Genomic DNA, 20668 nt, shown 5'->3' with positions numbered 1-20668 from the left:
TGTGATGACCACCCTCTGGACGAGTGTCGACAGCCCCGTCGGGCTTCTCCTCCTCACCGCCGACGCGACCGGCGCGCTGACCTCCGTCTCCGTGCCCGGGCAGAAGAACGGCCGTACGGTGCAGGAGAGTTGGCGGCACGAACCCGCCGTCTTCCGTGCCGCCGAGGAGCAGATCGCCGCCTACTTCGCCGGTGAACTCAAGGAGTTCCGGCTGGAGTTCAGCACCACGGGCAGTGAGTTCCGGGAGCGCGTGTGGGGCGCCCTCGACTCCGTGCCGTACGGGGCCACGACGACGTACGGCGAGATCGCCGCGCGGATCGGGGCGTCACGGCCCGCGGTACGGGCCGTCGGCGGCGCGATCGGCGCCAACCCGCTGCTCATCGTCCGCCCCTGCCACCGGGTGATCGGCGCGGACGGCTCGCTGACGGGGTACGCGGGCGGCCTGGAGCGGAAGGTGCAGCTGCTCACGTTGGAGGGGAGCCTCTAGGCCTCCAGCCCCCAGCTGTGGATCCGCCGGGGATGGATGCGGATCACCTCCTCGCTGAAGTGCGGGCCCAACTCGTGCGGGCCGGTGAGGAGTTCGGCCTCGCCGCGGATGTCGATGCCGCGCACCCGCCACGGGCGTGTGCTGACGATGTCGTCGACGACCAGGGCGACCTTGGGGTTCTGCCGGAGGTTGCGCCACTTCTTGGTGCGGCCCATCGCCATGCCCCCGACCAGGATCGTGCCGTCGTCCTGCGGGAAGAAGCCGACCGGGTTGGCCTGCGGCTGCCCGTGCGGGTCGACGGTGGCCAGCCGCCCCAGCCGCTGCGACTTCAGATACGCGCGCTCGGCCTCGCTGAATTCGGTCATGGCAGCCAGCCAAACACGTCCGCCCCGCCCGCACATCCGATCCTCGGCCTAGGCCCCTGGCCCTACGTCAGCCCCAGAGCACGGCGCCCACCCACGCCCCCGCGATCAGCAGACAGGTGAACAGCTCCGCGAGCACACTGGAGCCGCCCGAGCGCATCACGTGCCGCAGCGCCGCCATCGCCTCGCGATGCCGGCCCAGGCGGCGGCGTTCGTACAGGTAGATGCCGCCCATGAAGCCGGGGATCGCGCCGAGCACGGGCACCAGGACGAAACCCAGGAACGCGCCCGCCCCCGCGTACACGCCCATCCGCGGAGTGGCGCCGCTCGCGCGCAGCCGTCTCGGCGGCAGCACCCAGCGCACCACCTGGGAACACAGCAGCGCGACCGTGGCACCCACCAGCACCCACCAGGAGACCGGCTGCGGATCCTTCAGCGCCCACCACGACACCGCGGCCCACACGAGCCACGACCCCGGCACCCCGGGCACCAGCACTCCGCACAGGCCGAGCAGGAGGACCAGACCGACCAGCAGGAGGTCCCACACTCCCATCTGTCCAGAGTGCCCGAGAGCAGGAGAAGACGCAGGTCAGCCCTGCTCGGACGGTACGTCCCGGGCCACCCAGCCCCGCTCGTGCGCATGCCACCCCAGCTGCAGCCGGGTCGTCACGCCGGTCAGCTCCATCAGCCGCTTCACCCGGCGCTGCACGGTCCGCAGGCCCAGGTCCAGCTGTTTGGCGACGCTCGCGTCCGTCAGCCCGGCGAGGAGGAGGGAGAGGATCTCCAGGTCCGTGCCGTCGGGGCCGTCAGGGGCCTGCTCGGTCACGCCGGACGCGCCGAGCCGGAGCGGCAGCGCGTCCCGCCACACGGACTCGAACAGCCCGGACAGCAGCTCCAGCAGACCGCTCGCGTGCACGACCAGCGCGGCGGGCTCCGCGGTGTGCGAGGTCAGCGGCACCAGGGCGAGCGACCGGTCGGCGACCACCAGCTTCGTCGGCACCCGGTCCACCACCCGCACCCGCTCGTCGCGGCCGAGCGCGGCGGACAGCTCGCCGATCCCGTGCGGCAGGTCCAGGACCGACCGCTCCACCACCACCCGGTAGCGGACCCCGCGCCCGGCCGCCTGCTCCTCCGCCTCGTTGTCCGGGCCGGAGACGACCACCGGATCGCCCGTGACCAGCGCGCACACCTCCTCGCTCGCCCCGAGCTGCAGCTGCAGGAAGCGCTGGGCGACCGCCGCCGCTCCGATCACCACCTCGACCAGGTCATGTACGGCGGGCTCGGCCGCCGCCGCCCGGTACTCCTCCGCGAGCAGCGCGGCCGCCAGCTCCGCCTTCTCCAGCTCGTGCCGCTGCTGGGTGAGCAGCGCGCCCAGGGCCACGCCCGGCGGGGCGGCCACCCAGCGGCCCGGACGCGCCGACGACTGTGCGGCGAGCCCGTGCCGCTCCAGGCGGCGCAGCGCACGCTCCGTGTCGTACTCGCCGAGCGTCAGCCGCCGGGCCAGATCCGGCACGTCGGCGGCGCCCAGGGTCACCAGTGCCCGGTACGCCGACTCGTGCGTCTCGTCCAGCCCCAGCACTCCCAGCATCAGGTGTCGCCCCTCCCCGAAGACCCGCTCCCCGAAAACCCGCGATGTCCGCCCTGGCGGAAAACAGCCACGGCGGAAACCCGCCTCGGCACATCATCGCCGCACCACCCGTCACTCTGCCAAGGTGGCGCCACCGCGGTGTCGACCACCGCCTGCCTGGGAGAGAACGCGGATCCGACTCACAGCTGATCTCCAGGCAAGCAGGTCACACTCGTGGCCGGTCCGTATGCATGCGGGGGCGTGATCCGGTCACCCAGAACGTGATCCGGGCCCGAAGCGTGCCGTCGACGCACCGACGGCGCGAAGGGGATCCGGGCCCGGGTCACTCCGGCGTCGCCGGGCGGTTCTCCCGTGGGGGGTGGAACCGCCCGGCGACTTTTCCGCATCGCCGTTCGACGACTCACTCGACACGCGGTCGAGGAGCGAGGCACCCGGCCGGTTTTTCCCGATGCCCCGTTTTCATACGGCCAGTGCGGTGGACAATTGGGGGCATGAGCCAGCAGGGGGGAAGGCCCACCGGTCATGAGGACGACTGGTGGGGGCAGCTGTACGACGACTCCACCGAGGACACGGGCCCAGCGCCCGCGCCCGACACCCTGGACGACCGCTTCGCGTCGGCGGCAGATGCGGTGCAGCCGGGAGTCCCCGCGCAGCGGCCCGGCGGCAGCGAGGTCGCCGACGCGCCGGTGCGGGCAGGGGTGACCACGACCGACGACCGTACGTCGACATCCGACGGCCGTACGGCGACCAGCGACGGCCGGACCTCCACGGAGACCCCCGGCACGACGGCCCCCGCCTCCCGCATGCCGCCCGAGGCCCCCGGTTCCGCGCCCCCGCCCGCGGTGGACGCGGTCACCATCCCGCCCGACACGGACGCCGCACCGGCCGACACCCCCGAGGGCGGCGAAACCGACTCCCTCCCGGACATCCGCACCGCCACCCACCTCGACCTCCCCACCCTCCCTCCGGCCCCCGTCGACTACGTCGGCTCCGGCCCGCCCACCTACGACGCCGAACCCACCGCCCTCCCGCCCGCGGACCCCGACGACCTGGACGACCTGGTCGCCGACACCGTCCTCGACGGCGCCCGCTACGGCGCCTGCACCCTCCGCGCGGTCTCCGTCCGCGGCGACTCCGCCCGCTACCGGGGCGAACCCCGACGCGACTCCCTCCTCACCGCCCGCTTCGGCACCGGCGAACACGCCCTGATCCTGGTCGCGATGGCGACCGGCGCCCGCGCCACCCCAGGTGCCCACCGTGCCGCCGCCGAGGCCTGTCACTGGATCGGGCGGGCCATCGGCCGCAGTCACGCCCGGCTCGCGGAGGACATAAACGCCGGCCGCCGCGGCGACCTCAAGTCCGGCCTGCACCGCCTGACCGACCGCAGCCTCGGCAAACTCCGCGCCAGCGCCGCCGAGCAGGGCATCGAGCCGGAGGAGTACTCCGCCACCCTGCGCTGTCTGCTGCTGCCCGCCGACCCCGAGTGCCGTACGCGCGTCTTCTTCGGCGTCGGAGCAGGCGGACTGTTCCGCCTGAGGGACGGCGCCTGGCAGGACATCGAGCCGCGGGTCACCGACACCACCGGCGAACCCGTCGTCGGCTTCGGCTCGCTGCCCGCCGAGACGCCCGAGGGCGACCGGCTCACCATGGACCTGGGCATCACCACACCCCCGAGCCCGTACGACCCGGCCCCCGAACCGCCCCGCGAACCCTTCCGCTTCCGCGCCTCGGTGGCCCACACGGGTGACACGCTGCTGATGTGCAGCGGTGGTCTCGCGGAGCCGCTGCGCGGCGAACCGGACCTGTGCAGGTACCTGACCACCCGGTGGTCCGGCCCCACCCCGCCCGGCCTCGCCGCGTTCCTCGCCGACACCCAGGTCAGGGTCAAGGGATACGCCGACGACCGTACGGCCGCCGCCGTTTGGGAGGCGTGAGCGGGGCGGCTGTGGATTGATGGAACCCGGAGGGAACCCACGGAACCGGAGACCGAAGGGGCACGACAGCCATGGCCAAGCAGAACGTCGCCGAACAGTTCGTCGACATCCTCGTCCGCGCCGGGGTCCGGCGCCTCTACGGAGTCGTAGGCGACAGCCTCAACCCGATCGTGGACGCCGTACGCCGCAACGCCGCCATCGACTGGGTGCACGTACGGCACGAGGAGACCGCCGCCTTCGCGGCCGGCGCGGAGGCCCAGATCACCGGGAAGCTCGCCGCCTGCGCGGGCTCCTGCGGCCCGGGCAACCTCCACCTCATCAACGGCCTGTACGACGCCCACCGCTCCATGGCCCCCGTCCTCGCCCTCGCCTCGCACATCCCGTCCAGCGAGATCGGCCTCGGCTACTTCCAGGAGACCCACCCCGACCAGCTGTTCCGCGAGTGCAGTCACTACAGCGAACTCATCTCCAGCCCGAAGCAGATGCCGCGGCTGCTGCAGACCGCGATCCAGCACGCCGTCGGGCAGTCGGGGGTCAGCGTGGTCTCCCTCCCGGGTGACATCGCCGACCAACCCGCCCCCGACAAGGCCGTGGAGACCGCCCTCGTCACCTCCCGGCCCACCGTCCGCCCCGGCGACACCGAGATCGACCGGCTTGTCGAGATGATCGACGAGGCCGAGAAGATCACCCTCTTCTGCGGCAGCGGCACGGCGGGCGCGCACGCCGAGGTCATGGAGTTCGCCGGCAAGGTCAAGTCACCGGTGGGGCACGCCCTTCGGGGCAAGGAGTGGATTCAGTACGACAACCCGTACGACGTCGGCATGAGCGGTCTGCTCGGGTACGGCGCCGCGTACGAGGCCACGCACGAGTGCGACCTGCTGATCCTGCTCGGCACCGACTTCCCGTACAACGCGTTCCTGCCCGACGACGTCAAGATCGCCCAAATCGACGTCCGGCCCGAGCACTTGGGCCGCCGCTCCAAGCTGGACCTGGCCGTGTGGGGCGACGTACGGGAGACGCTTCGCTGTCTGGTCCCGCGAGTGAAGGAGAAGCGGAACCGGCGCTTCCTCGACAAGATGCTGAAGAAGCACGCGGACGCGCTGGAGGGGGTGGTGAAGGCCTACACCCGCAAGGTGGAGAAGCACGTGCCCATCCATCCCGAGTACGTCGCCTCCGTCCTCGACGAACTCGCCGACGAGGACGCGGTGTTCACCGTCGACACCGGGATGTGCAACGTCTGGGCCGCCCGCTACATCTCGCCCAACGGCCGCCGTCGCGTCATCGGTTCCTTCTCCCACGGCTCGATGGCGAACGCGCTGCCGATGGCGATCGGCGCCCAGTTCACGGACCGCAGGCGGCAGGTCGTGTCGATGTCGGGGGACGGCGGGTTCTCCATGCTGATGGGCGACTTTCTGACCCTGGTCCAGTACGACCTCCCGGTGAAGGTCGTCCTCTTCAACAACTCCTCCCTCGGAATGGTCGAGTTGGAGATGCTGGTGGCCGGGCTGCCGTCCTACGGCACCACGAACAAGAACCCCGACTTCGCGGCCGTGGCCCGTGCCTGCGGTGCCCACGGCGTGCGCGTCGAGAAGCCCAAGGACCTCGCCGGCGCCCTGAAGGACGCCTTCAAGCACAAGGGCCCGGCCCTCGTCGACGTCGTCACCGACCCCAATGCACTGTCCATCCCGCCGCGGATCAGCGCCGAGATGGTCACCGGCTTCGCCCTGTCCGCGTCGAAGATCGTCCTGGACGGAGGGGTCGGGCGCATGCTCCAGATGGCCCGCTCCAACCTGCGGAACGTGCCGCGGCCCTAGCTTCCGTACGGGACCCACTGGCGTACGCCGTGGCCGTTCGTGCCGTAGCCGTAGTGGGGCAGGCCCTTGATGCTGCTCGTGCGGAACGGGCGGCCGTGGTCGTCGATGCGGATCGTGCCGGTGCGGCCCTGCGAGGACCAGTCGAGTTCCAGGTACCAGTTGCAGTCGTAGGTCTCGGTGGTCGCGGTGACCAGCAGCACCTCCGGGTCCTCGGCGGAGACGCGGTAGGGGAACTGAACGGCGGGGATCGTCTTTCCACTGTCGTTGCCGGAGACCGAGTGGGCGATGGGGCGGTCGATGTCGAGGTTCACGTCGAAGTAGCGGGGAGTGAGGCCGCCGCCGCAGCCCTGCTCCGTGGAGTACGCGTTGCCCGGGGCCGGGTCCGCCCGGCCGGCGATCCGGACCCGTAGCGCCTCCAGGACCACGGCCGTGGACGACCGTCCCTGCACCGAGATCTGCACCATCGTCTGCCGCCCGTGCACCGCGCCCTGCGTCGCCGCCCAGTTCCCGGCGTCCTGCGGCAACGGCGGCGGAGGGACCTGCGCGGGCGGCTTGTCGACGACGTAGTCGTGGCCGCAGCCGCCTTGCCAGATCTGGGAGTTCGCGCTCCAGGTGAGGGGCAGGGCGGTAGTGGTCTTTCCAGTGGCGGTGCCGGTGCCGGTGTCGTCGGCCGGAGCGGACGAGGCGGGGCCCTTGCTCCGGGCGTGCGGTGAGGACGACGTCCGGCCGGGTGTGGGGGAGGAGCTGGCCGACGGCTTCGACGAGCCGTGCGGTGCCGCCCGGGCCGTCGTCCCGGGGCGGCCGGAAGGGGATGCGGCCCGGTCAGAGGAACCGCGGTCGGCCGACAGCGCGGACAGACCGCCCAGCGTGGCGAGCAGCGCGCACGCGACGGCGGTCGACGCGAGGACCCGCCGACGCCGGTACCAGGGACGGGGAGCCGGGGCGGCGAAGGGCTCGGGCTCCCCGATGGCGTCCGCCTCGGCGTCGGCCACTTCCACGGCAGCCGGTTCCGGAACCGGCTCCTCCGCCGAGCCGGGCGCACGCACCCGCTGCCGAGCCGCCACCGCCGATAACCACAGCCGGTGCAGTTCGAGGCGCTCCTCCGGCGTCGCCTCGCAGAAGGCCGCGAGCCGTTCCACGGGCGCGAAGTCCTGCGGTACCGCCTCGCCCGCGCAGTACCGGTGCAGCGTGGAGGTGTTCATGTTGACGCGCCGGGCCAGGGAGCCGTAGCTCCGGTCCGTGCGGTCCTTCAGCCGGCGCAGCAGCGCCGCGAACTCCTCGACCTCGTCCCGAGTGGACACCGTTCCCCCGTCGTCCGCCCGCGATCCCGTATCCCAGGCACTCATATACCTGCACGTCAGATGGGCTGGGATGGTTCCACCGTCGCCAAAAGGGCGGCAGTCGTTGCGCCGGGCTGTTGTGACCGCCGATGCTCTTGGTGTCGCACCGACCAGGGCCGGACCGACCTTCCGGCGTCGGGCGACAACCGACACCCATGCACTCATTCACGGGGGACATCCATGCCCAAGCGCACCAGAGCCGGCGCGCTCATCGCCCTGACCGCCGCAGGTCTCGCCCTCGGCACCGCGCTCGCCGCACCGGCGAACGCCGCCACGAAGGCACCCGGCTTCCTCGCGGCCAAGGACCTCCCGCCGCACCCCTCCTCGTCCTGGACGGCCGGCAAGGTCACCGGCGGCGTACCGGAGGACACGGACTGGGACACCTGTCTGCGGGCACTGCCGGGCCACGAGTCCGCCTGGCACCGCGACTTCCGCACGGACCTCGACACGAACGCGCGGCAGATCACCGTGGTGCTGCCCGACACCCGTTCGGCCAAGCAGCTGACCTCGTGGCTGAACAAGGACATCAAGTCCTGCGCGGCCCGGATCGAGCAGCAGGACCCGGACACCGAGGCCACCGGCAAGGACTACGGGAAGCTCGCCGTCGAGGAGGGCGCCCACGTCTACGGCGTCCACACCGAGACCTCCGGGGGCGCGAGCGACGTCCGCCTCCTGTCGGTCGGCCGGGACGGCCGCACGGTCACGGTCGTGAACTGGGCGCAGCTGGGCGACTTCAAGGGCGCCCCGGTGAAGGCCTTCAAGAAGACGACCACCACGGCCGTGAACAAGCTCCACTGACCGCACGACCAGGGCCGCCCTCTCGCCACGGGGGTCGGGAGGGCGGCCCACAGCACAGCTCGACCACTCGACCACTCGAAAACGGGGAACCGAACATGAACAGCAAGACCCGCACCGCCCTCACCGCCGGCGTCCTCGCCGTCGCCCTCGGCCTCGGCGCCACCGCCCAGGCCACCGCCGGCACCCCGCGCAGCGTCAGCGGCAAGCCGTCCGACAACATCACCCGCATCGCCGACTTCTACGGCGCCTACATCGACGCGGTGACCGACGAGGACAGCGGCAACCTCGGCGAGGCCCTGCGCGCCCACTACCTCACCGCGGGCTTCCAGAAGGAACTGAACGCCTGGGAGGAGAAGAACCACGCCGACGGCGTCCTGCGCGCCCAGAACGTCCCGCTCGCCTGGAAGGTCACCGACAACGGCAGCACCGCCAAGTACACGGAGGCCGTCATCACCCTCACCTGGAGCAAGTCGAGCACCAGCAAGGTGGTCGTCGACATGACCCGCGACAGCCGCCAGATCTTCCGCATCGGGGAGAAGGGCATCGGCGGCAAGTAGCTCCTACGCCGGCCGCAGCCGCATGGTGAGGATCTGGAACGGTCGCAGCTCGAAGGCCAAGTCGCTTTCGTGCAGCGGCCGTTCCAGCAGGTCCGTCACCTCGGCCCGGCCGACCGGGAATCCGGGTGTCAGCGTGGCCCGCGCCCGCCCGCCGCGCGACTCGTAGAGCCGTACCACCACATCCCCGCTGCGGTCCTCCGCGAGCTTGACCGACTCGACGGTCACCCCGGGATGGTCCACGCGCACCAGCGGCTCCACGACCGGAGCCCCGGCCACCCGCAGCGGCAGGTTCAGCGCCAGCCCCTCGGCGACCGCGTGCCCGACGTCCGCGCCCGGCAGCAGCGCGTAGGTGAAGCGGTGCGCGCCCAGGTCCGTCTCCGGGTCGGGGCTGTGCGGGGCGCGCAGCAGGGTGAGACGTACGGTCGTGCCGAGGCCGTGCTCGTGCGGGGTACGGGTCACGTCGTGGCCGTACGTCGAGTCGTTGAGGACCGCTACGCCGTAGCCCTCCTCGGCGACCCGGAGCCAGCGGTGGGCGCAGATCTCGAAACGGGCCGCGTCCCAGGACGTGTTGGCGTGCGTGGGGCGGTGGACGTGCCCGAACTGGATCTCGGCGGTGGAGCGGTCGGCGTGCACGTCGAGCGGGAAGGCGGCCTTCAGGACCTTCTCGGACTCCTGCCAGTCGACGTCGGTGACGACGTCGAGGCGCCCGGACCCGGCCGCAAGGCGGATCTCCTGGGTGATCCGCGACTTCCCGAACGTCCGTGTCACCCGCACCGCCGCCCTGAGCGGCCCGTCCTCCACCAGCTCCACCGACTCGACGTCCGTCAGGTCCGTGTGCCGGCGCCGGTAGTGCCGGTCGATGTCCCAGGCGTCCCAGGCGTTGGGATGGTCGGGGTGCAGCTGGAGAAGGTTGCCCGGGCCGGACAGCACCTCGCGGTCGGCGGCGAGGTCGCGTACGGAGGAGATCAACCCCTGGGCGTCCACGGTGACTCGGAGCCGGGAGTTCTCCAGTACGTAGGTGCCGCCTTCCTCTTCCGCGCGGACGACCTCGCCCGCCGTGCTCGCGACCGGCGCACTGCCCAGCCCCGGCACGGTCACCAGCACGCCCCCGGCGACCTCCGTCCGCTCGTACGGCGACGCGTTGAACACCACGGGCCCGCCTGTCCCCAGCGCCGCTACGGCCGCCGCCGTGAGCTCCTCCACCTCCGCCAGCACCTGCGCATACGTGTCCCGGGCCTCCCGGTGCACCCAGGCGATCGACGAGCCGGGCAGGATGTCGTGGAACTGGTGCAGCAGCACCGTCTTCCACAGCCGGTCCAGGGCGTCGTGGGGGTAGCGATACGACGGATTGCGTACGGCAGCTGCCGTACACCACAACTCGGCCTCGCGCAGGGCGTGTTCGGAGCGCCGGTTGCCCTGCTTGGTCTTCGCCTGGGTGGTGTACGTGGCCCGGTGGAGCTCCAGGTACAGCTCGCCCGACCAGACGGGGGCCTGGGCGCCGTACTCCTCCTCGGCGGCCGCGAAGAACGCGGACGGCTTCTCGATCTCCACCCGGGGTGAGCCCTCCAGGGAGCGCAGCCGGCGGGCCTTCTCCAGCATTTCGCGGGTCGGGCCGCCACCGCCGTCACCCCAGCCGAAGGGGACGAGGGAGCGCGTCGCGCGGCCCTTGTCGGCGAAGTTGCGTTCCGCGTGGGCGAGTTCGCGGCCGTGGAACTGGGAGTTGTAGGTGTCGACGGGCGGGAAGTGGGTGAAGACGCGGGTGCCGTCGATGCCCTCCCACCAGAAGGTGTGGTGAGGCATCTTGTTGGACTGGTTCCAGCTGAGTTTCTGGGTGAGGAACCATCGGATTCCGGCCAGTTTCGCGAGCTGTGGGAAGGCGGCCGTGTAGCCGAAGGAGTCCGGCAGCCAGATCTCCTCCGTCTCTACGCCCAGCTCCTCGGCGAAGAAGCGTTTGCCGTGGACGATCTGCCTGGCCAGCGCCTCGCCGCCCGGCATGTTGGCGTCCGACTCCACCCACATCGAGCCCACCGGAGCCCAGTTGCCGTCCTGGACCGCCTTCTTGATCCGCTCCCAGATGTGCGGCTGGTGCTCCTTCACCCAGGCGTACTGCTGGGCCTGCGAGCAGGAGAACACCAGCTCGGGGTAGTCGGCGGCGAGCGCGGTGACGTTGGCGAAGGTGCGGGAGGCCTTGCGGACCGTCTCCCGCAGCGGCCACAGCCAGGCCGAGTCGATGTGCGCGTGCCCGGTCGCCGAGATCCGGTGCGCGCTGGCGGAGGCGGGGGCCGCGAGTACGTCCGACAGCGCGGCCCGGGCCGCGGCCGCCGTACCGGAGACGTCGTGCAGATCGAGCGTGTCGAGCATGTCCTCCAGGGCGCGCAGGATCTCGTGCCGCCGGGGCCGGTCCATGGCCAGCTCGTGCATCAGCTCCGACAGCACCTCGACGTCCAGGACCAACTGCCACACGGACTCGTCGAGTACGGCGAGGTCGGCAGAGCGGAATCGGTAGATGGGCCGACCCCCGGCGGTCAGGACGTCGCCCAGGTGCGTAGGTGTGAAGCCGTGCAGTACGGCCGGATTGGCCGCCGCCTCCAGGAGCAGATGCACCGGTTCGCCTCCGCTCGCCGGGGCGCCGACGGTCAGGTGGCGATTGCGGGGGTGAACGCCCTTCAGCGGGACGCCCGTTGCGTCGTACAGCAGTCCCTCGGCCTGGAAGCCGGGGCCGTCGCCCGTGAAACCGGGGTCGATCACCGCCTCCACACGGCGGCCCGCCCACTCCTCGGGCACCCGGCCGGTCAAGCGGAACCAACTCGTCGACCAGGGCTTTCCCCAGGACGTTCCGGTTGTGAAGGACTCGTAGGAGGCCTGCAGTGCCTGGTCCACCGGCACCGGCTCACCCGGCACATGCCACACGGACAGCACCAGCGGCACCCGCTGCGCGTACTGCGCGGGCCGTACGAACTGCCCCATGGCCCGCTCCAGGCGCGCCTCCACCAGCGTTCGGTCGTCGTGCACGGCGGCTCCCTCGGCGCTCGGTCGGCTCTGGCACCTCTTTCCAAGGGTCCCTCTACCCGTCGGGAGGGGGCACATCCGTGGCCGAACACCTGGTCGTTCAGTATTCGACATGACTGGCGCGTGCCCCATGGGGCATGGATCCCGTGAACGTGTTCGACAAGGAGGGGAACCGACATCGGCACGCGGGCGGGGGTCATGAAGAGGCAGGCACGAGGCGGCGGTCCCATGGCGGTAGGGGCCTCCTCGGCGAAGACAGTGGAGGACAGGACCGACGGCGCCGAGCAGGGGCAGCCGTCCCAGCTGCGGCGGAGACTCGGACGGGCGGACCTGAGGGCGGTGCCGGAGGCACGCAGGGCGCTGCGCGAGCTGCTACGGCAGTGGGGCCGGCCCGGGCGGTCGGAAATCGCGGAGTTGCTCACGAGCGAACTCGTCACGAACGCACTCATCCACACCGACAACGACGCAGTTCTCACGGCCACGATCTCGCCCCGCGGACTCAGGGTGGAGGTGAGGGACTTCGTGGCCCGCAGACCCAGACTGCGCGTACCGAACGCCGACGACGGTACGCACGGCAGAGGCCTGGTCCTGGTGCAGTCCCTCGCCGACGCGTGGGGCGTGCGGACGCACGGGGTGGGAAAGGTGGTGTGGTTCGAACTCGACGCCGGAATCGCGTGAACGGGAAGGGGCGTGACCGAATGGTCACGCCCCTTCCCGTTCCGGCCGTTCGCCGGGCTTCAGTCAGGCCTCAGCCGAACTGCTGCTCGAGGTCCTTGAGCTTGCGCTCCAGGGAGTCCAGGCGCGGCAGGGCCATTGTGTCGTCCTCCGCGGTGAGGTCGACGGTGACCGAGTCAGAACCGCCCTTGCGGACGGGCTGCAGTGAGGGCCGGGATCGCACGGGCAGCGGTTCCGGGGTGGATATGGCAGGCTCCGTGGAGACCGAGGCGCGCTCCAGGGCCTGGGGCTCCGCCTGGCGTCCGCCGCCGCGGCCGATGAATCCGCGGTGGCCCCGGCTGATGGCCTTGAGCTGGGCGCGCTCCAGACGGTCCGCCTCGCGCCGGCGCAGGCGGTTCGTCTCCTTCTGCCGCTGGTCCTCGCGCACCTCTTCGACCGCCTCGTCCAGGCTGCGCACGTTCTCCAGCAGCATCAGCGACCAGGCCTTGTAGGTCTCGCGAGGGGCCCGCAGCCAGCGGACGATACGGATCTGCGGCAGCGGGCGGGGCACCAGGCCCTGCTCGCGCAGCGCGGCCCGGCGGGTCTGCTTCAGCGCGCGGTCGAACAGCACGGCCGCCGAGAGGGACATGCCGGCGAAGAACTGGGGGGCACCCGCGTGGGCCATGCCCCGAGGTGCGTGCACCCAGTTGAACCAGGCCGCGGCACCCGCGAACGTCCACACCAGTATCCGGGAGCCGAGGGCCGCGTCACCGTGGCTGGCCTCGCGCACCGCGAGCACGGAGCAGAACATGGCCGCACCGTCCAGGCCGAACGGCACCAGGTACTCCCAGCCGTCGGTCAGGCCGAGGTTCTGCTGGCCGAAGCCGACCAGGCCGTGGAAGGAGAGCGCGGCGGCCACCGCCGCACAGCAGAACAGCAGGACGTAGGAGGCGGTGCCGTATATGGCTTCCTTGCGCCGACGGCGCTCCTCACTGCGCTCCCACGAGTCGTCCTTCGCGTGCTCCCCGCTGGACCGCTTGCTGCGCGCGAGCACCGCCACCGCCGCCAGCATGCCCAGGAGCAGTACGGCGCCCGGAAGCAGCCAGTTCAGCGATATGTCGGTCAGTCTCATCTGGGGTCCCTTGCATTGGGATAGGGCGTAACGCCCGCCATAGTGGCCCAATCCCACCGGCCCTCAGGGGGTTTCGGGGCAAGAGGCCGCCAAGGAAGTGCAAGGGGATGCCCAGGGCGACGTTCTGCTCGAACTGCCGCTTGAGGGGCGGGAGTTGAGTTCGAATAAGACTACCCGTACGGATGGTTCCACGGAAAGTTCCTGCGGCAAGTGAGGAAGTTGTGAATTGCCTGTAACCGGGCGGGCGCCTTGTTCGCGGCTGATCTTACGGGACGGGTGGTGACCGGTGCGCCTGAGGGGGTCTCAACTCGCGGCGGCGGCCAGCAGCTTGGTGACCCGGTCCGCGTCGCAGGTGCGCGGGCAGGTGGCGCAGGTGTCCTCGGGGCGCACCGTGTAGAACATGCAGCAGCTCGCCCGGTCCCGGGTGGGCAGCGCCTCGCCGTCCGGTCCGGTCAGCTCCCGGAAGGCGGCCGAGCCGACGTAGGGCCGGGTCGCGCCCGGCAGTAGCGCCTCCAGTTCGCGCATCGCCCGCTGCTCCTCGCCGAGCAGATGGGCGACGTACCAGAGCCCCTCCACGACCTCGTCGGTCGCCATGCCCCACAGGGCCCGTCCGCGCCGCCGCATGCGCGGACCGAAGCCGGCGAGGACCGGCTCGAGGTGCTCGGCCACCGCGGCCCGCACCTCGGCCCGCAGTGCCTCCTCGTCGGCGACGACCCGCGTGCCGGGCAGTGCGGCGGCCGGATCGCCGGGCAGACAGGCGAAGCCGTCCGTCCGCACGGCCAGGCGGCCTATGGAGAGGCCGGGGACGCTGCGGTCGTACGAGACATGTGTCACGGGGAAGCGGGGCACGCGGCGGTGCAGGAACCACGGCACGGTGATCAGGAGGCACGCGGGCCAGGCGTAGCGGTGCAGGCCGAAGCTCGCGACGACGTCCGGCCGGGCGCGCCGGCCGTAGTCGCGCAGCACCTGTGCGTCGTCCCATGCCAGGAACGCCTCGAGGTCGGCCCCGCCCTCCGCGAGCGAGGCGGCGGAGACCCAGCCGCCGCCCTCGGGGGCCGGTTGCCCCGCGCCGAGCTCCGTGATCTCCAGCCCCGGGAAGGCCGCGGTCAGGCGGGCGTACGCGTCCGAGAGTGCCGGGCGGGGCACGGGCATGCGGGGACCACCGATCCGCGACGGGGGCATGACGATTTTGAAGGTAAGGCTAACCTTACCCAAGATCAATGGGATTTGAACTGGTGCCGAGTGCGCCTAAGGTGCTTGACGGACGAGTAACAACCCGCCGTAATGACCCCAAGTACCGACACGTCCGGAGGAGGACCCGTGAGGCAGAGCGCGCAGGGCTCCGCGGAGACGGGGAATCCGGAGATCCGTACGCAGCCGCCGCGGGTGCCGCCGCAGGCCAGGGTCGAGGACATGGACCGCCAGCGCGGTGTCGCCTCGGCGGGCACCCGCGGTGAGCACACGCACAGCGAGACGCCGATTCCGCGGCCCCGCCTGGTGCAGCGGGCCTCCGTCCGCGGCCAGATCCTCGAGGCCCTGCGCACCGCGCTGGTCGCCGGGGACCTGAGGCCGGGCGAGGTCTACTCGGCGCCGGCGCTCGGCGAGCGGTTCGGGGTGTCCGCGACGCCCGTACGGGAGGCGATGCAGCAGCTCGCGCTCGAGGGCGCCGTCGAGGTCGTGCCCAACCGGGGCTTCCGGGTGGTCGAGCGCGGGGCGCGGGAGCTGGCCGAACTGGCCGAGGTCCGAGCCCTGATCGAGCTCCCGGTGATGCTGCGGCTGGCCCGCACGGTCCCCGCCGAACGCTGGGCGGAACTCCGCCCCCTCGCCGAGGCCACGGTCCGTGCCGCGTCCTCCGGCTGCCGCGCGACGTACGCCGAGTCCGACCGCACCTTCCACCGCGCGCTGCTGGCCCTCTCCGGCAACGAGCAACTGGTCCAGATCGCGGACGACCTGCACCGCCGCTCCCAGTGGCCCCTGGTCGGCGCCCCCGCCTCCCGCGGCCACGCCGACCTCCTGGCGGACGCCGTGGAACACACGGCACTCCTGGACGCATTGATCGCCCGCGACCTGGACGTGGTGCGCTCGCTGGTGGGGGAGCACTTCACGGGGGCGTCCTGAACGTGTGACGGCCGTCGCAGAACGGTCGGCTCCGGCAACGGTTCGCGACACCCGGAACCCGGGCAGTCCGGCCCGCGTGGCCTTCCCTGCACGGCACGAGTGATGCCGGCACCGGAGGTGACACCGATGCCCGACCCGTCCTTCTTCGCGCAGCAAGCGGCACAGCAGGCCCAGCAACAGGCACAGCAGGCCCACCAGCAGGCGATGCGTGCCCACCAGCAGGCCCATCAGCACGCCGTGCGGCACGGCCATCGCCCGCCGCCCATGCCCCCTTCCGGCGCGTACCGGGGGCGCGGCGGAGGCCTCGTCTCTTTCCTGATCCTGGTCGCGGTGGTCGTCGTCCTCGCCCGCAACACCGAACTCCGCGAATCCGTACTGGGCTCGATACAGCACCTGCTCGCGCAGATCCAGGAGGGCTAGCGGTTCACGCCGTCGCCGCGCCCGCCGCCGGTGGGGTCAACTGCCGTGCCAGCCATGTCGGTACGCCGCCCAGGAGGCGGAACAGGCGGCCCGCTTCCTCTCGGAGGCGTGATGCCTCCGGTTCCGGTTCCGTGTCGGCCAGGGAGGCCAGTGCCGGGGCCGTGCCGACCAGGTAGCCCAACTCCTCCCGGATCCGCAGGGATTCGGCGAAGCCGTGCCGGGCCTCCGCCAACTCGCCCTCCCGCAGGGCGAGTCCGGCGAGGTGGCGCCAGGTGAACGACAGCAGCAGCGGATCGGCGTGCGCGGTCGCGCCCGCGTGCGCCCGCCGGTACGCCGCACGGGCGGCCTGCGGGGAGCGGGCCAGGTTCTCGGCGAGCAGCCCGCGCCGGAAGTCCAGCACCGCCCGCCCCGCCGCCCCCGGAGCGATCAGCGCCGCCGCCCGCCCGAGCGCCGCCCGCGCCTCGTCGGCCCGGTCGCGCACTGAGTGCAGCGTCGCCGCGTACGCAAGTTGCCCGCGTTCACAAGCGGCCGCGCCCCGCTCGTCGTCGGTGTGGGCCAGCGCCTCCGCCGTACGCAGCGCGTCCTCGGCCTCTTCCCAGCCCTGCTCGGTGTACAGACACCGCTCCACCAGCAGCGCGGCCCGCTGCAGCGCGGCCGCCGGGGTGTCGGGCCGGAGCAGGGCTGCCGCGTCGGCCCAGCAGGCGCGTGAGCGCAGCCGCCACACCGCGGTCTGGAGGGGATCGTCACCGGCGGTCGTTCCGTTACCAGACATGGCGGAATACGCCACGTTGCCCTCCCCGAGCACGCCATCGAGCTATGAGTGGTGGCGGCATCTCAGCACGAATCGCGGCGCCCGGCCAAGGGGGTGGGTGAAGGATTTCACAAAGTCGTGGGACGGCGACGGCACTTGGTGCCACCCCGGTGTCATCCCCCGGTGACCTCAGCTCATGCGCAACGCCAGGAAGAAATCGAGCTTGTCCTCCAGTCGCGACAGGTCACGGCTCGTCAACTGCTCGATACGCCCGACCCGATAGCGCAGCGTGTTGACGTGCAGGTGGAGCCGGGTGGCGCAGCGCGTCCAGGAGCCGTCGCAGTCGAGGAACGCCTCGAGGGTGGGGATCAGTTCGGCGCGGTGGCGGCGGTCGTAGTCCCGCAGCGGATCCAGCAGCCGCGCGGTGAACGCACGCCGCACGTCGTCCGGGACGAACGGCAGCAGCAGCACGTGCGAGGCCAGCTCCTGGTGGCCCGCCGCGCACACCCGCCCGGGCCGCGCGGCCGCCACCCGCCGTGCGTGCCGCGCCTCCTCCAGCGCCCCGCGCAGCCCCTCCGCCGAGTGCACGGCCGCGCTGACACCCAGCGTGACCTGCCCGTCGTCGTCCAGACCGGCCGACAGCGGAGCCCGTACGGACTCCAGGAGCGCGTCGGCGAGGATGCCGGACTCGGAGCCGTCGTGCTCGGCGGAGACCGCCGGCAGCGGTACGAGGGCGATCGCCTCGTCGCCGGTGTGCGCGACGGCGATGCGGTCGGAGGGCTCGGGACCCGTGGCGAGCGGGTCGACGAGGATCTCCTCCAGGAGCGACTGGGTGACCGGACCCGCCTCGATCTCGCCGCCCTGCCACTCGACACGGGCCACGACCACCTGCCAGTGCGGGGCGGCCCCGAGGCCCGGCAGCAGCACCGGGGCGGCCACCCGCAGCCGGGCGGCGATCTCGGCGGGCGCCGCACCCGTCTGCACCAGCTCCAGGACCTCCTGCGCGAGCCGGCGCCGCACGGTCCGCGCCGCGTCCCGGCGGTCCCGCTCGACCGAGATCAGCTGCGTGACCCCCTGGAGCAGGTCGAGCCGCTCGGCGGGCCAGTCCCCGGCGTCCGCCTCGACGGCCAGCAGCCAGTCCGACAGCACCGTCTCGCGCACGTCCCGGGAGGCCTGCGCGGACCGCCCGCTGCTACGGATCGGGAAGAGGCTGTACGTGCCCGGGCCGAGCGTCACCCGGTGCGGCCCGCGCCGGCCCGTGCGGACGGCGGCCAGGTGCTCGGCGGCCAGCCGGGCGCAGAGGTCCGCGGGCAGCCCGGGTCCCGCCACCTTCGGGCCCGCGATCAGCCGCCCGGTGGGGGACAGCACCCAGGCCCGCAGGTCCAGGTCGGAGCCGAGCAGGTCGAGCACCACGTCCGGGCCGCCGCCCGCCGGGCCGGAGGTCATCATCCGCCGGTGCCGGTCAACGACCGCCGCGAGGTCCCCGGCGCGCTCGCCGGAGACCTGCCGTACGACATGCTCGGTGATCGTCGCGAAGGCCACCGACTCGTGCACCGCGAACAGCGGCAGACGGTGCTGGGCGCAGGCCACGACCAGGTCGTCCGGGATGTCACCCAGCTCCGCCTCGCCGGCCGCCAGCGCGGCCACGCCGGCCTGCACCAGGATCCGCACGAACGGCTCTGAGTCGTCGGCGTCCCGGCGCCAGGCCAGACCCGTGAGCACCAGCTCCCCGCCCGAGAGGTACCGGCTGGGATCCCGGAGGTCGGTGGTCATCACACCGCGCACGGTGCGATCCAGCTCGTCCTCGCCGCCGAGCAGCCGCAGGCCCAGCGCGTCGGTGTCCAGCAGTGCGCGCAGCCGCATTCTCGTCGCCGCCGATCTTTGTCTCGAAATCTACGATGAACTATGAGGGCCTTGTGATGAGGGTGCCCGTCCGGTGAGGTGATGAGCGGTGCTCACCGTCTCCAGGGCCGTGTCCCAGGTCACGCGGGGTGTGTCTCGCGTTTCCACAGGAAAACGAGGCGGTTACTGATGACCTCCGTTCATACGAATCTACAAGATGCCCGCCCTGGCCAGCCAACTCCTTCATGGTTTCGGTGACTGACCGGGCCGCGGCACGTCGCTGTGTACTGACTCCACTCCGCGTAAACAGCACATGAACGAGCCGGTCCCGCCGCACCGGATGTGGCTCGATCCGTACGACCCACGAGACGAAGAAGAGAGCCGGTCATGGACTTCCTTCGCCCCGCCAGCTGGGAGGAGGCGCTCGCCGCCAAGGCTGAGCACCCCACCGCTGTGCCCATTGCGGGCGGCACCGATGTGATGGTCGAGATCAACTTCGACCACCGGCGGCCCGAGTACCTGCTCGACCTGAACCGCATCACCGACCTCACCGAGTGGGAGGTCGGCGAGGAGACGGTGCGGCTGGGTGCCTCCGTCCCGTACACCGGCATCATGGAGCACCTGCGCGCCGAGCTGCCGGGTCTCGCCCTCGCCTCGCACACGGTGGCCTCCCCGCAGATCCGCAACCGCGGCGGCGTCGGCGGCAACCTCGGCACCGCCTCCCCGGCCGGCGACGCCCACCCCGCGCTGCTCGCGGCGGGCGCCGAGGTCGAGGTCGAGTCGGTGCGCGGCTCCCGGCTGATCCCGATCGACGAGTTCTACACCGGCGTGAAGCGCAACGCGCTCGCCGCCGACGAGCTCATCAAGAGCGTGCACATCAAGAAGGCCGACGGCCCGCAGCAGTACTCGAAGGTCGGTACGCGGAACGCCATGGTGATCGCCGTGTGCGCCTTCGGGCTCGCGCTGCACCCCGAGACCCGCACGGTCCGTACGGGCATCGGTTCGGCCGCGCCCACCCCGGTCCGGGCGAAGGCCGCGGAGGAGTTCCTGAACGCGGCGCTCGAAGAGGGCGGCTTCTGGGACAACGGAAAGATCATCACCCCGTCGGTCGCCAAGCAGTTCGCCGAGCTGTGCTCCGGCGCCTGCAACCCGATCGACGACGTCCGGGGCACGGCGAGCTACCGCCGCCACGCGGTGGGCGTGATGGCCCGCCGCACGCTGACCTGGACCTGGGAGTCGTACCGCGGCGCCCGCCGCACCACCGAGGGAGCTGCGTAATGCGCGTCAACTTCACCGTCAACGGACGTCCCCAGGAAGCCGACGACGTCTGGGAGGGCGAGTCCCTGCTGTACGTGCTGAGGGAGCGCCTGGGCCTGCCCGGTTCCAAGAACGCCTGCGAGCAGGGCGAGTGCGGCTCCTGCACGGTCCGCCTGGACGGCGTGCCGGTGTGTTCGTGTCTGGTCGCGGCCGGCCAGGTCGAGGGCCGTGACGTCGTGACCGTCGAGGGCCTGGCGGACTTCGCCAAGCAGCGTGCCGAGCACGGCGGTTGTGCCTCCGGTGCCTGCGGTACGTCGCTGCAGGACGCCCAGCAGTGGGGGGCCAAGGGCCAGGACTCGCAGACCGGCGAGGGCACCGAACTCTCCCCGATCCAGCAGGCGTTCATCGACGCCGGTGCCGTCCAGTGCGGCTTCTGCACCCCGGGTCTGCTGGTCGCCGCCGACGAGATGCTCGAGCGCAACCCGAACCCGACCGACGCGGACATCCGCGAGGCCCTGTCGGGCAACCTGTGCCGCTGCACGGGCTACGAGAAGATCATGGACGCGGTCCGCCTGGCGGCCGCCCGGCAGGGAGAGGCGGTCTGA

The 20668-nt window shown here is 71.9% G+C and carries 19 protein-coding genes; 10 read left to right on the top strand and 9 right to left on the bottom strand.

Annotated elements, in window-relative coordinates:
- The first annotated feature begins 4 nt into the window (after window positions 1-4).
- Window positions 5-487, top strand: coding sequence for a methylated-DNA--[protein]-cysteine S-methyltransferase (locus tag ACFY1L_RS14260; protein WP_388823034.1), 483 nt, complete (start codon window positions 5-7; stop codon window positions 485-487).
- Here ACFY1L_RS14260 and ACFY1L_RS14255 read toward each other — a convergent pair.
- The 3 genes from ACFY1L_RS14255 to ACFY1L_RS14245 all read right to left on the bottom strand — a co-directional run bounded on the left by ACFY1L_RS14255 (window position 484) and on the right by ACFY1L_RS14245 (window position 2437).
- The gene (locus ACFY1L_RS14255; RefSeq protein ID WP_388823032.1) at window positions 484-852 is read right to left on the bottom strand and encodes a PPOX class F420-dependent oxidoreductase; all 369 of its coding nucleotides are present in this window, start codon (window positions 850-852) and stop codon (window positions 484-486) included. The genes ACFY1L_RS14260 and ACFY1L_RS14255 overlap by 4 nt on opposite strands.
- Window positions 853-919: 67 nt before the next feature.
- Window positions 920-1402 carry a DUF456 domain-containing protein gene (locus ACFY1L_RS14250; protein WP_388823030.1) on the bottom strand — a complete coding sequence of 161 codons (483 nt, stop codon included), beginning with the start codon at window positions 1400-1402 and terminating at the stop codon, window positions 920-922.
- Window positions 1403-1438: 36 nt separating this feature from the next.
- Window positions 1439-2437, bottom strand: coding sequence for a helix-turn-helix domain-containing protein (locus tag ACFY1L_RS14245; RefSeq protein ID WP_388823028.1), 999 nt, complete (start codon window positions 2435-2437; stop codon window positions 1439-1441).
- 491 nt (window positions 2438-2928) lie between these two features.
- On the opposite strand from ACFY1L_RS14245, the gene ACFY1L_RS14240 reads away from it, so the two are divergent.
- Window positions 2929-4371, top strand: coding sequence for a protein phosphatase 2C domain-containing protein (locus ACFY1L_RS14240; protein ID WP_388823026.1), 1443 nt, complete (start codon window positions 2929-2931; stop codon window positions 4369-4371).
- A gap of 71 nt (window positions 4372-4442) precedes the next feature.
- Window positions 4443-6185: a pyruvate dehydrogenase gene (locus ACFY1L_RS14235; RefSeq protein WP_388823024.1), complete on the top strand. Its 1743-nt coding sequence runs from the start codon at window positions 4443-4445 to the stop codon at window positions 6183-6185.
- On the opposite strand, the gene ACFY1L_RS14230 is transcribed toward ACFY1L_RS14235, so the two are convergent.
- Entirely contained in the window at window positions 6182-7531 is a 1350-nt protein-coding gene (locus ACFY1L_RS14230; RefSeq protein ID WP_388823022.1) for a helix-turn-helix domain-containing protein, read from the bottom strand. The two genes, ACFY1L_RS14235 and ACFY1L_RS14230, sit on opposite strands and share 4 nt — an antisense overlap.
- A gap of 174 nt (window positions 7532-7705) precedes the next feature.
- Between ACFY1L_RS14230 and ACFY1L_RS14225 the strand changes: the two genes are divergently transcribed.
- Together ACFY1L_RS14225 and ACFY1L_RS14220 are read left to right on the top strand one after the other, a co-directional pair.
- A complete protein-coding gene (locus tag ACFY1L_RS14225) occupies window positions 7706-8323 on the top strand; it encodes a hypothetical protein (RefSeq protein ID WP_388823020.1) in 618 nt (205 codons plus the stop codon).
- Window positions 8324-8418: 95 nt separating this feature from the next.
- On the top strand, window positions 8419-8880 hold the full coding sequence (locus tag ACFY1L_RS14220) for a hypothetical protein (RefSeq protein WP_388823018.1): 462 nt from the start codon (window positions 8419-8421) through the stop codon (window positions 8878-8880).
- A 3-nt stretch (window positions 8881-8883) separates the two neighbouring features.
- Here the strand turns inward: ACFY1L_RS14220 and ACFY1L_RS14215 are convergent, their stop codons facing one another.
- Window positions 8884-11892, bottom strand: coding sequence for an alpha-mannosidase (locus ACFY1L_RS14215; protein ID WP_388823016.1), 3009 nt, complete (start codon window positions 11890-11892; stop codon window positions 8884-8886).
- Window positions 11893-12117: 225 nt separating this feature from the next.
- On the opposite strand from ACFY1L_RS14215, the gene ACFY1L_RS14210 reads away from it, so the two are divergent.
- Window positions 12118-12567 (top strand): ATP-binding protein, encoded by a 450-nt coding sequence (locus ACFY1L_RS14210; protein ID WP_388823014.1) that lies wholly within the window; start codon window positions 12118-12120, stop codon window positions 12565-12567.
- Between the two features lie 70 nt (window positions 12568-12637).
- Here the strand turns inward: ACFY1L_RS14210 and ACFY1L_RS14205 are convergent, their stop codons facing one another.
- Window positions 12638-13675 carry a DUF2637 domain-containing protein gene (locus ACFY1L_RS14205; RefSeq protein ID WP_388823012.1) on the bottom strand — a complete coding sequence of 346 codons (1038 nt, stop codon included), beginning with the start codon at window positions 13673-13675 and terminating at the stop codon, window positions 12638-12640.
- Window positions 13676-13978: 303 nt separating this feature from the next.
- Window positions 13979-14827: a (2Fe-2S)-binding protein gene (locus tag ACFY1L_RS14200; protein WP_388823010.1), complete on the bottom strand. Its 849-nt coding sequence runs from the start codon at window positions 14825-14827 to the stop codon at window positions 13979-13981.
- 168 nt (window positions 14828-14995) lie between these two features.
- Here ACFY1L_RS14200 and ACFY1L_RS14195 point away from each other — a divergent pair, with 168 nt between their 5' ends.
- Both ACFY1L_RS14195 and ACFY1L_RS14190 read left to right on the top strand, forming a co-directional pair.
- On the top strand, window positions 14996-15793 hold the full coding sequence (locus ACFY1L_RS14195; protein ID WP_388823008.1) for a GntR family transcriptional regulator: 798 nt from the start codon (window positions 14996-14998) through the stop codon (window positions 15791-15793).
- Window positions 15794-15919: 126 nt separating this feature from the next.
- Complete coding sequence (locus ACFY1L_RS14190) at window positions 15920-16213, top strand: hypothetical protein (protein WP_388823006.1); 294 nt, start codon at window positions 15920-15922, stop codon at window positions 16211-16213.
- A gap of 4 nt (window positions 16214-16217) precedes the next feature.
- On the opposite strand, the gene ACFY1L_RS14185 is transcribed toward ACFY1L_RS14190, so the two are convergent.
- Together ACFY1L_RS14185 and ACFY1L_RS14180 are read right to left on the bottom strand one after the other, a co-directional pair.
- Window positions 16218-17000, bottom strand: coding sequence for a hypothetical protein (locus ACFY1L_RS14185; protein ID WP_388823004.1), 783 nt, complete (start codon window positions 16998-17000; stop codon window positions 16218-16220).
- A gap of 153 nt (window positions 17001-17153) precedes the next feature.
- Window positions 17154-18827 carry a PucR family transcriptional regulator gene (locus ACFY1L_RS14180; protein ID WP_388823002.1) on the bottom strand — a complete coding sequence of 558 codons (1674 nt, stop codon included), beginning with the start codon at window positions 18825-18827 and terminating at the stop codon, window positions 17154-17156.
- Between the two features lie 366 nt (window positions 18828-19193).
- Between ACFY1L_RS14180 and ACFY1L_RS14175 the strand changes: the two genes are divergently transcribed.
- Window positions 19194-20084: an FAD binding domain-containing protein gene (locus ACFY1L_RS14175; RefSeq protein WP_388823000.1), complete on the top strand. Its 891-nt coding sequence runs from the start codon at window positions 19194-19196 to the stop codon at window positions 20082-20084.
- Window positions 20084-20668 carry a (2Fe-2S)-binding protein gene (locus tag ACFY1L_RS14170; protein ID WP_388822998.1) on the top strand — a complete coding sequence of 195 codons (585 nt, stop codon included), beginning with the start codon at window positions 20084-20086 and terminating at the stop codon, window positions 20666-20668. The genes ACFY1L_RS14175 and ACFY1L_RS14170 overlap by 1 nt, the downstream gene beginning before the upstream one ends.

The sequence above is a fragment of the Streptomyces sp. NPDC001663 genome (assembly GCF_042893105.1).
Lineage (GTDB): Bacteria > Actinomycetota > Actinomycetes > Streptomycetales > Streptomycetaceae > Streptomyces.
Note: the sequence above shows the minus strand (reverse complement) of the source record. Positions and strands in the feature narration are given on the sequence as shown.

Coding starts and splice junctions, on each gene's coding strand:
- ACFY1L_RS14260 (WP_388823034.1), top strand. CDS start 5: ATGACCACCCTCTGGACGAGTGTCGACAGCCCCGTCGGGCTTCTCCTC.
- ACFY1L_RS14255 (WP_388823032.1), bottom strand. CDS start 852: ATGACCGAATTCAGCGAGGCCGAGCGCGCGTATCTGAAGTCGCAGCGG.
- ACFY1L_RS14250 (WP_388823030.1), bottom strand. CDS start 1,402: ATGGGAGTGTGGGACCTCCTGCTGGTCGGTCTGGTCCTCCTGCTCGGC.
- ACFY1L_RS14245 (WP_388823028.1), bottom strand. CDS start 2,437: ATGCTGGGAGTGCTGGGGCTGGACGAGACGCACGAGTCGGCGTACCGG.
- ACFY1L_RS14240 (WP_388823026.1), top strand. CDS start 2,929: ATGAGCCAGCAGGGGGGAAGGCCCACCGGTCATGAGGACGACTGGTGG.
- ACFY1L_RS14235 (WP_388823024.1), top strand. CDS start 4,443: ATGGCCAAGCAGAACGTCGCCGAACAGTTCGTCGACATCCTCGTCCGC.
- ACFY1L_RS14230 (WP_388823022.1), bottom strand. CDS start 7,531: ATGAGTGCCTGGGATACGGGATCGCGGGCGGACGACGGGGGAACGGTG.
- ACFY1L_RS14225 (WP_388823020.1), top strand. CDS start 7,706: ATGCCCAAGCGCACCAGAGCCGGCGCGCTCATCGCCCTGACCGCCGCA.
- ACFY1L_RS14220 (WP_388823018.1), top strand. CDS start 8,419: ATGAACAGCAAGACCCGCACCGCCCTCACCGCCGGCGTCCTCGCCGTC.
- ACFY1L_RS14210 (WP_388823014.1), top strand. CDS start 12,118: ATGGCGGTAGGGGCCTCCTCGGCGAAGACAGTGGAGGACAGGACCGAC.
- ACFY1L_RS14205 (WP_388823012.1), bottom strand. CDS start 13,675: ATGAGACTGACCGACATATCGCTGAACTGGCTGCTTCCGGGCGCCGTA.
- ACFY1L_RS14200 (WP_388823010.1), bottom strand. CDS start 14,827: ATGCCCGTGCCCCGCCCGGCACTCTCGGACGCGTACGCCCGCCTGACC.
- ACFY1L_RS14190 (WP_388823006.1), top strand. CDS start 15,920: ATGCCCGACCCGTCCTTCTTCGCGCAGCAAGCGGCACAGCAGGCCCAG.
- ACFY1L_RS14180 (WP_388823002.1), bottom strand. CDS start 18,827: ATGCGGCTGCGCGCACTGCTGGACACCGACGCGCTGGGCCTGCGGCTG.
- ACFY1L_RS14175 (WP_388823000.1), top strand. CDS start 19,194: ATGGACTTCCTTCGCCCCGCCAGCTGGGAGGAGGCGCTCGCCGCCAAG.
- ACFY1L_RS14170 (WP_388822998.1), top strand. CDS start 20,084: ATGCGCGTCAACTTCACCGTCAACGGACGTCCCCAGGAAGCCGACGAC.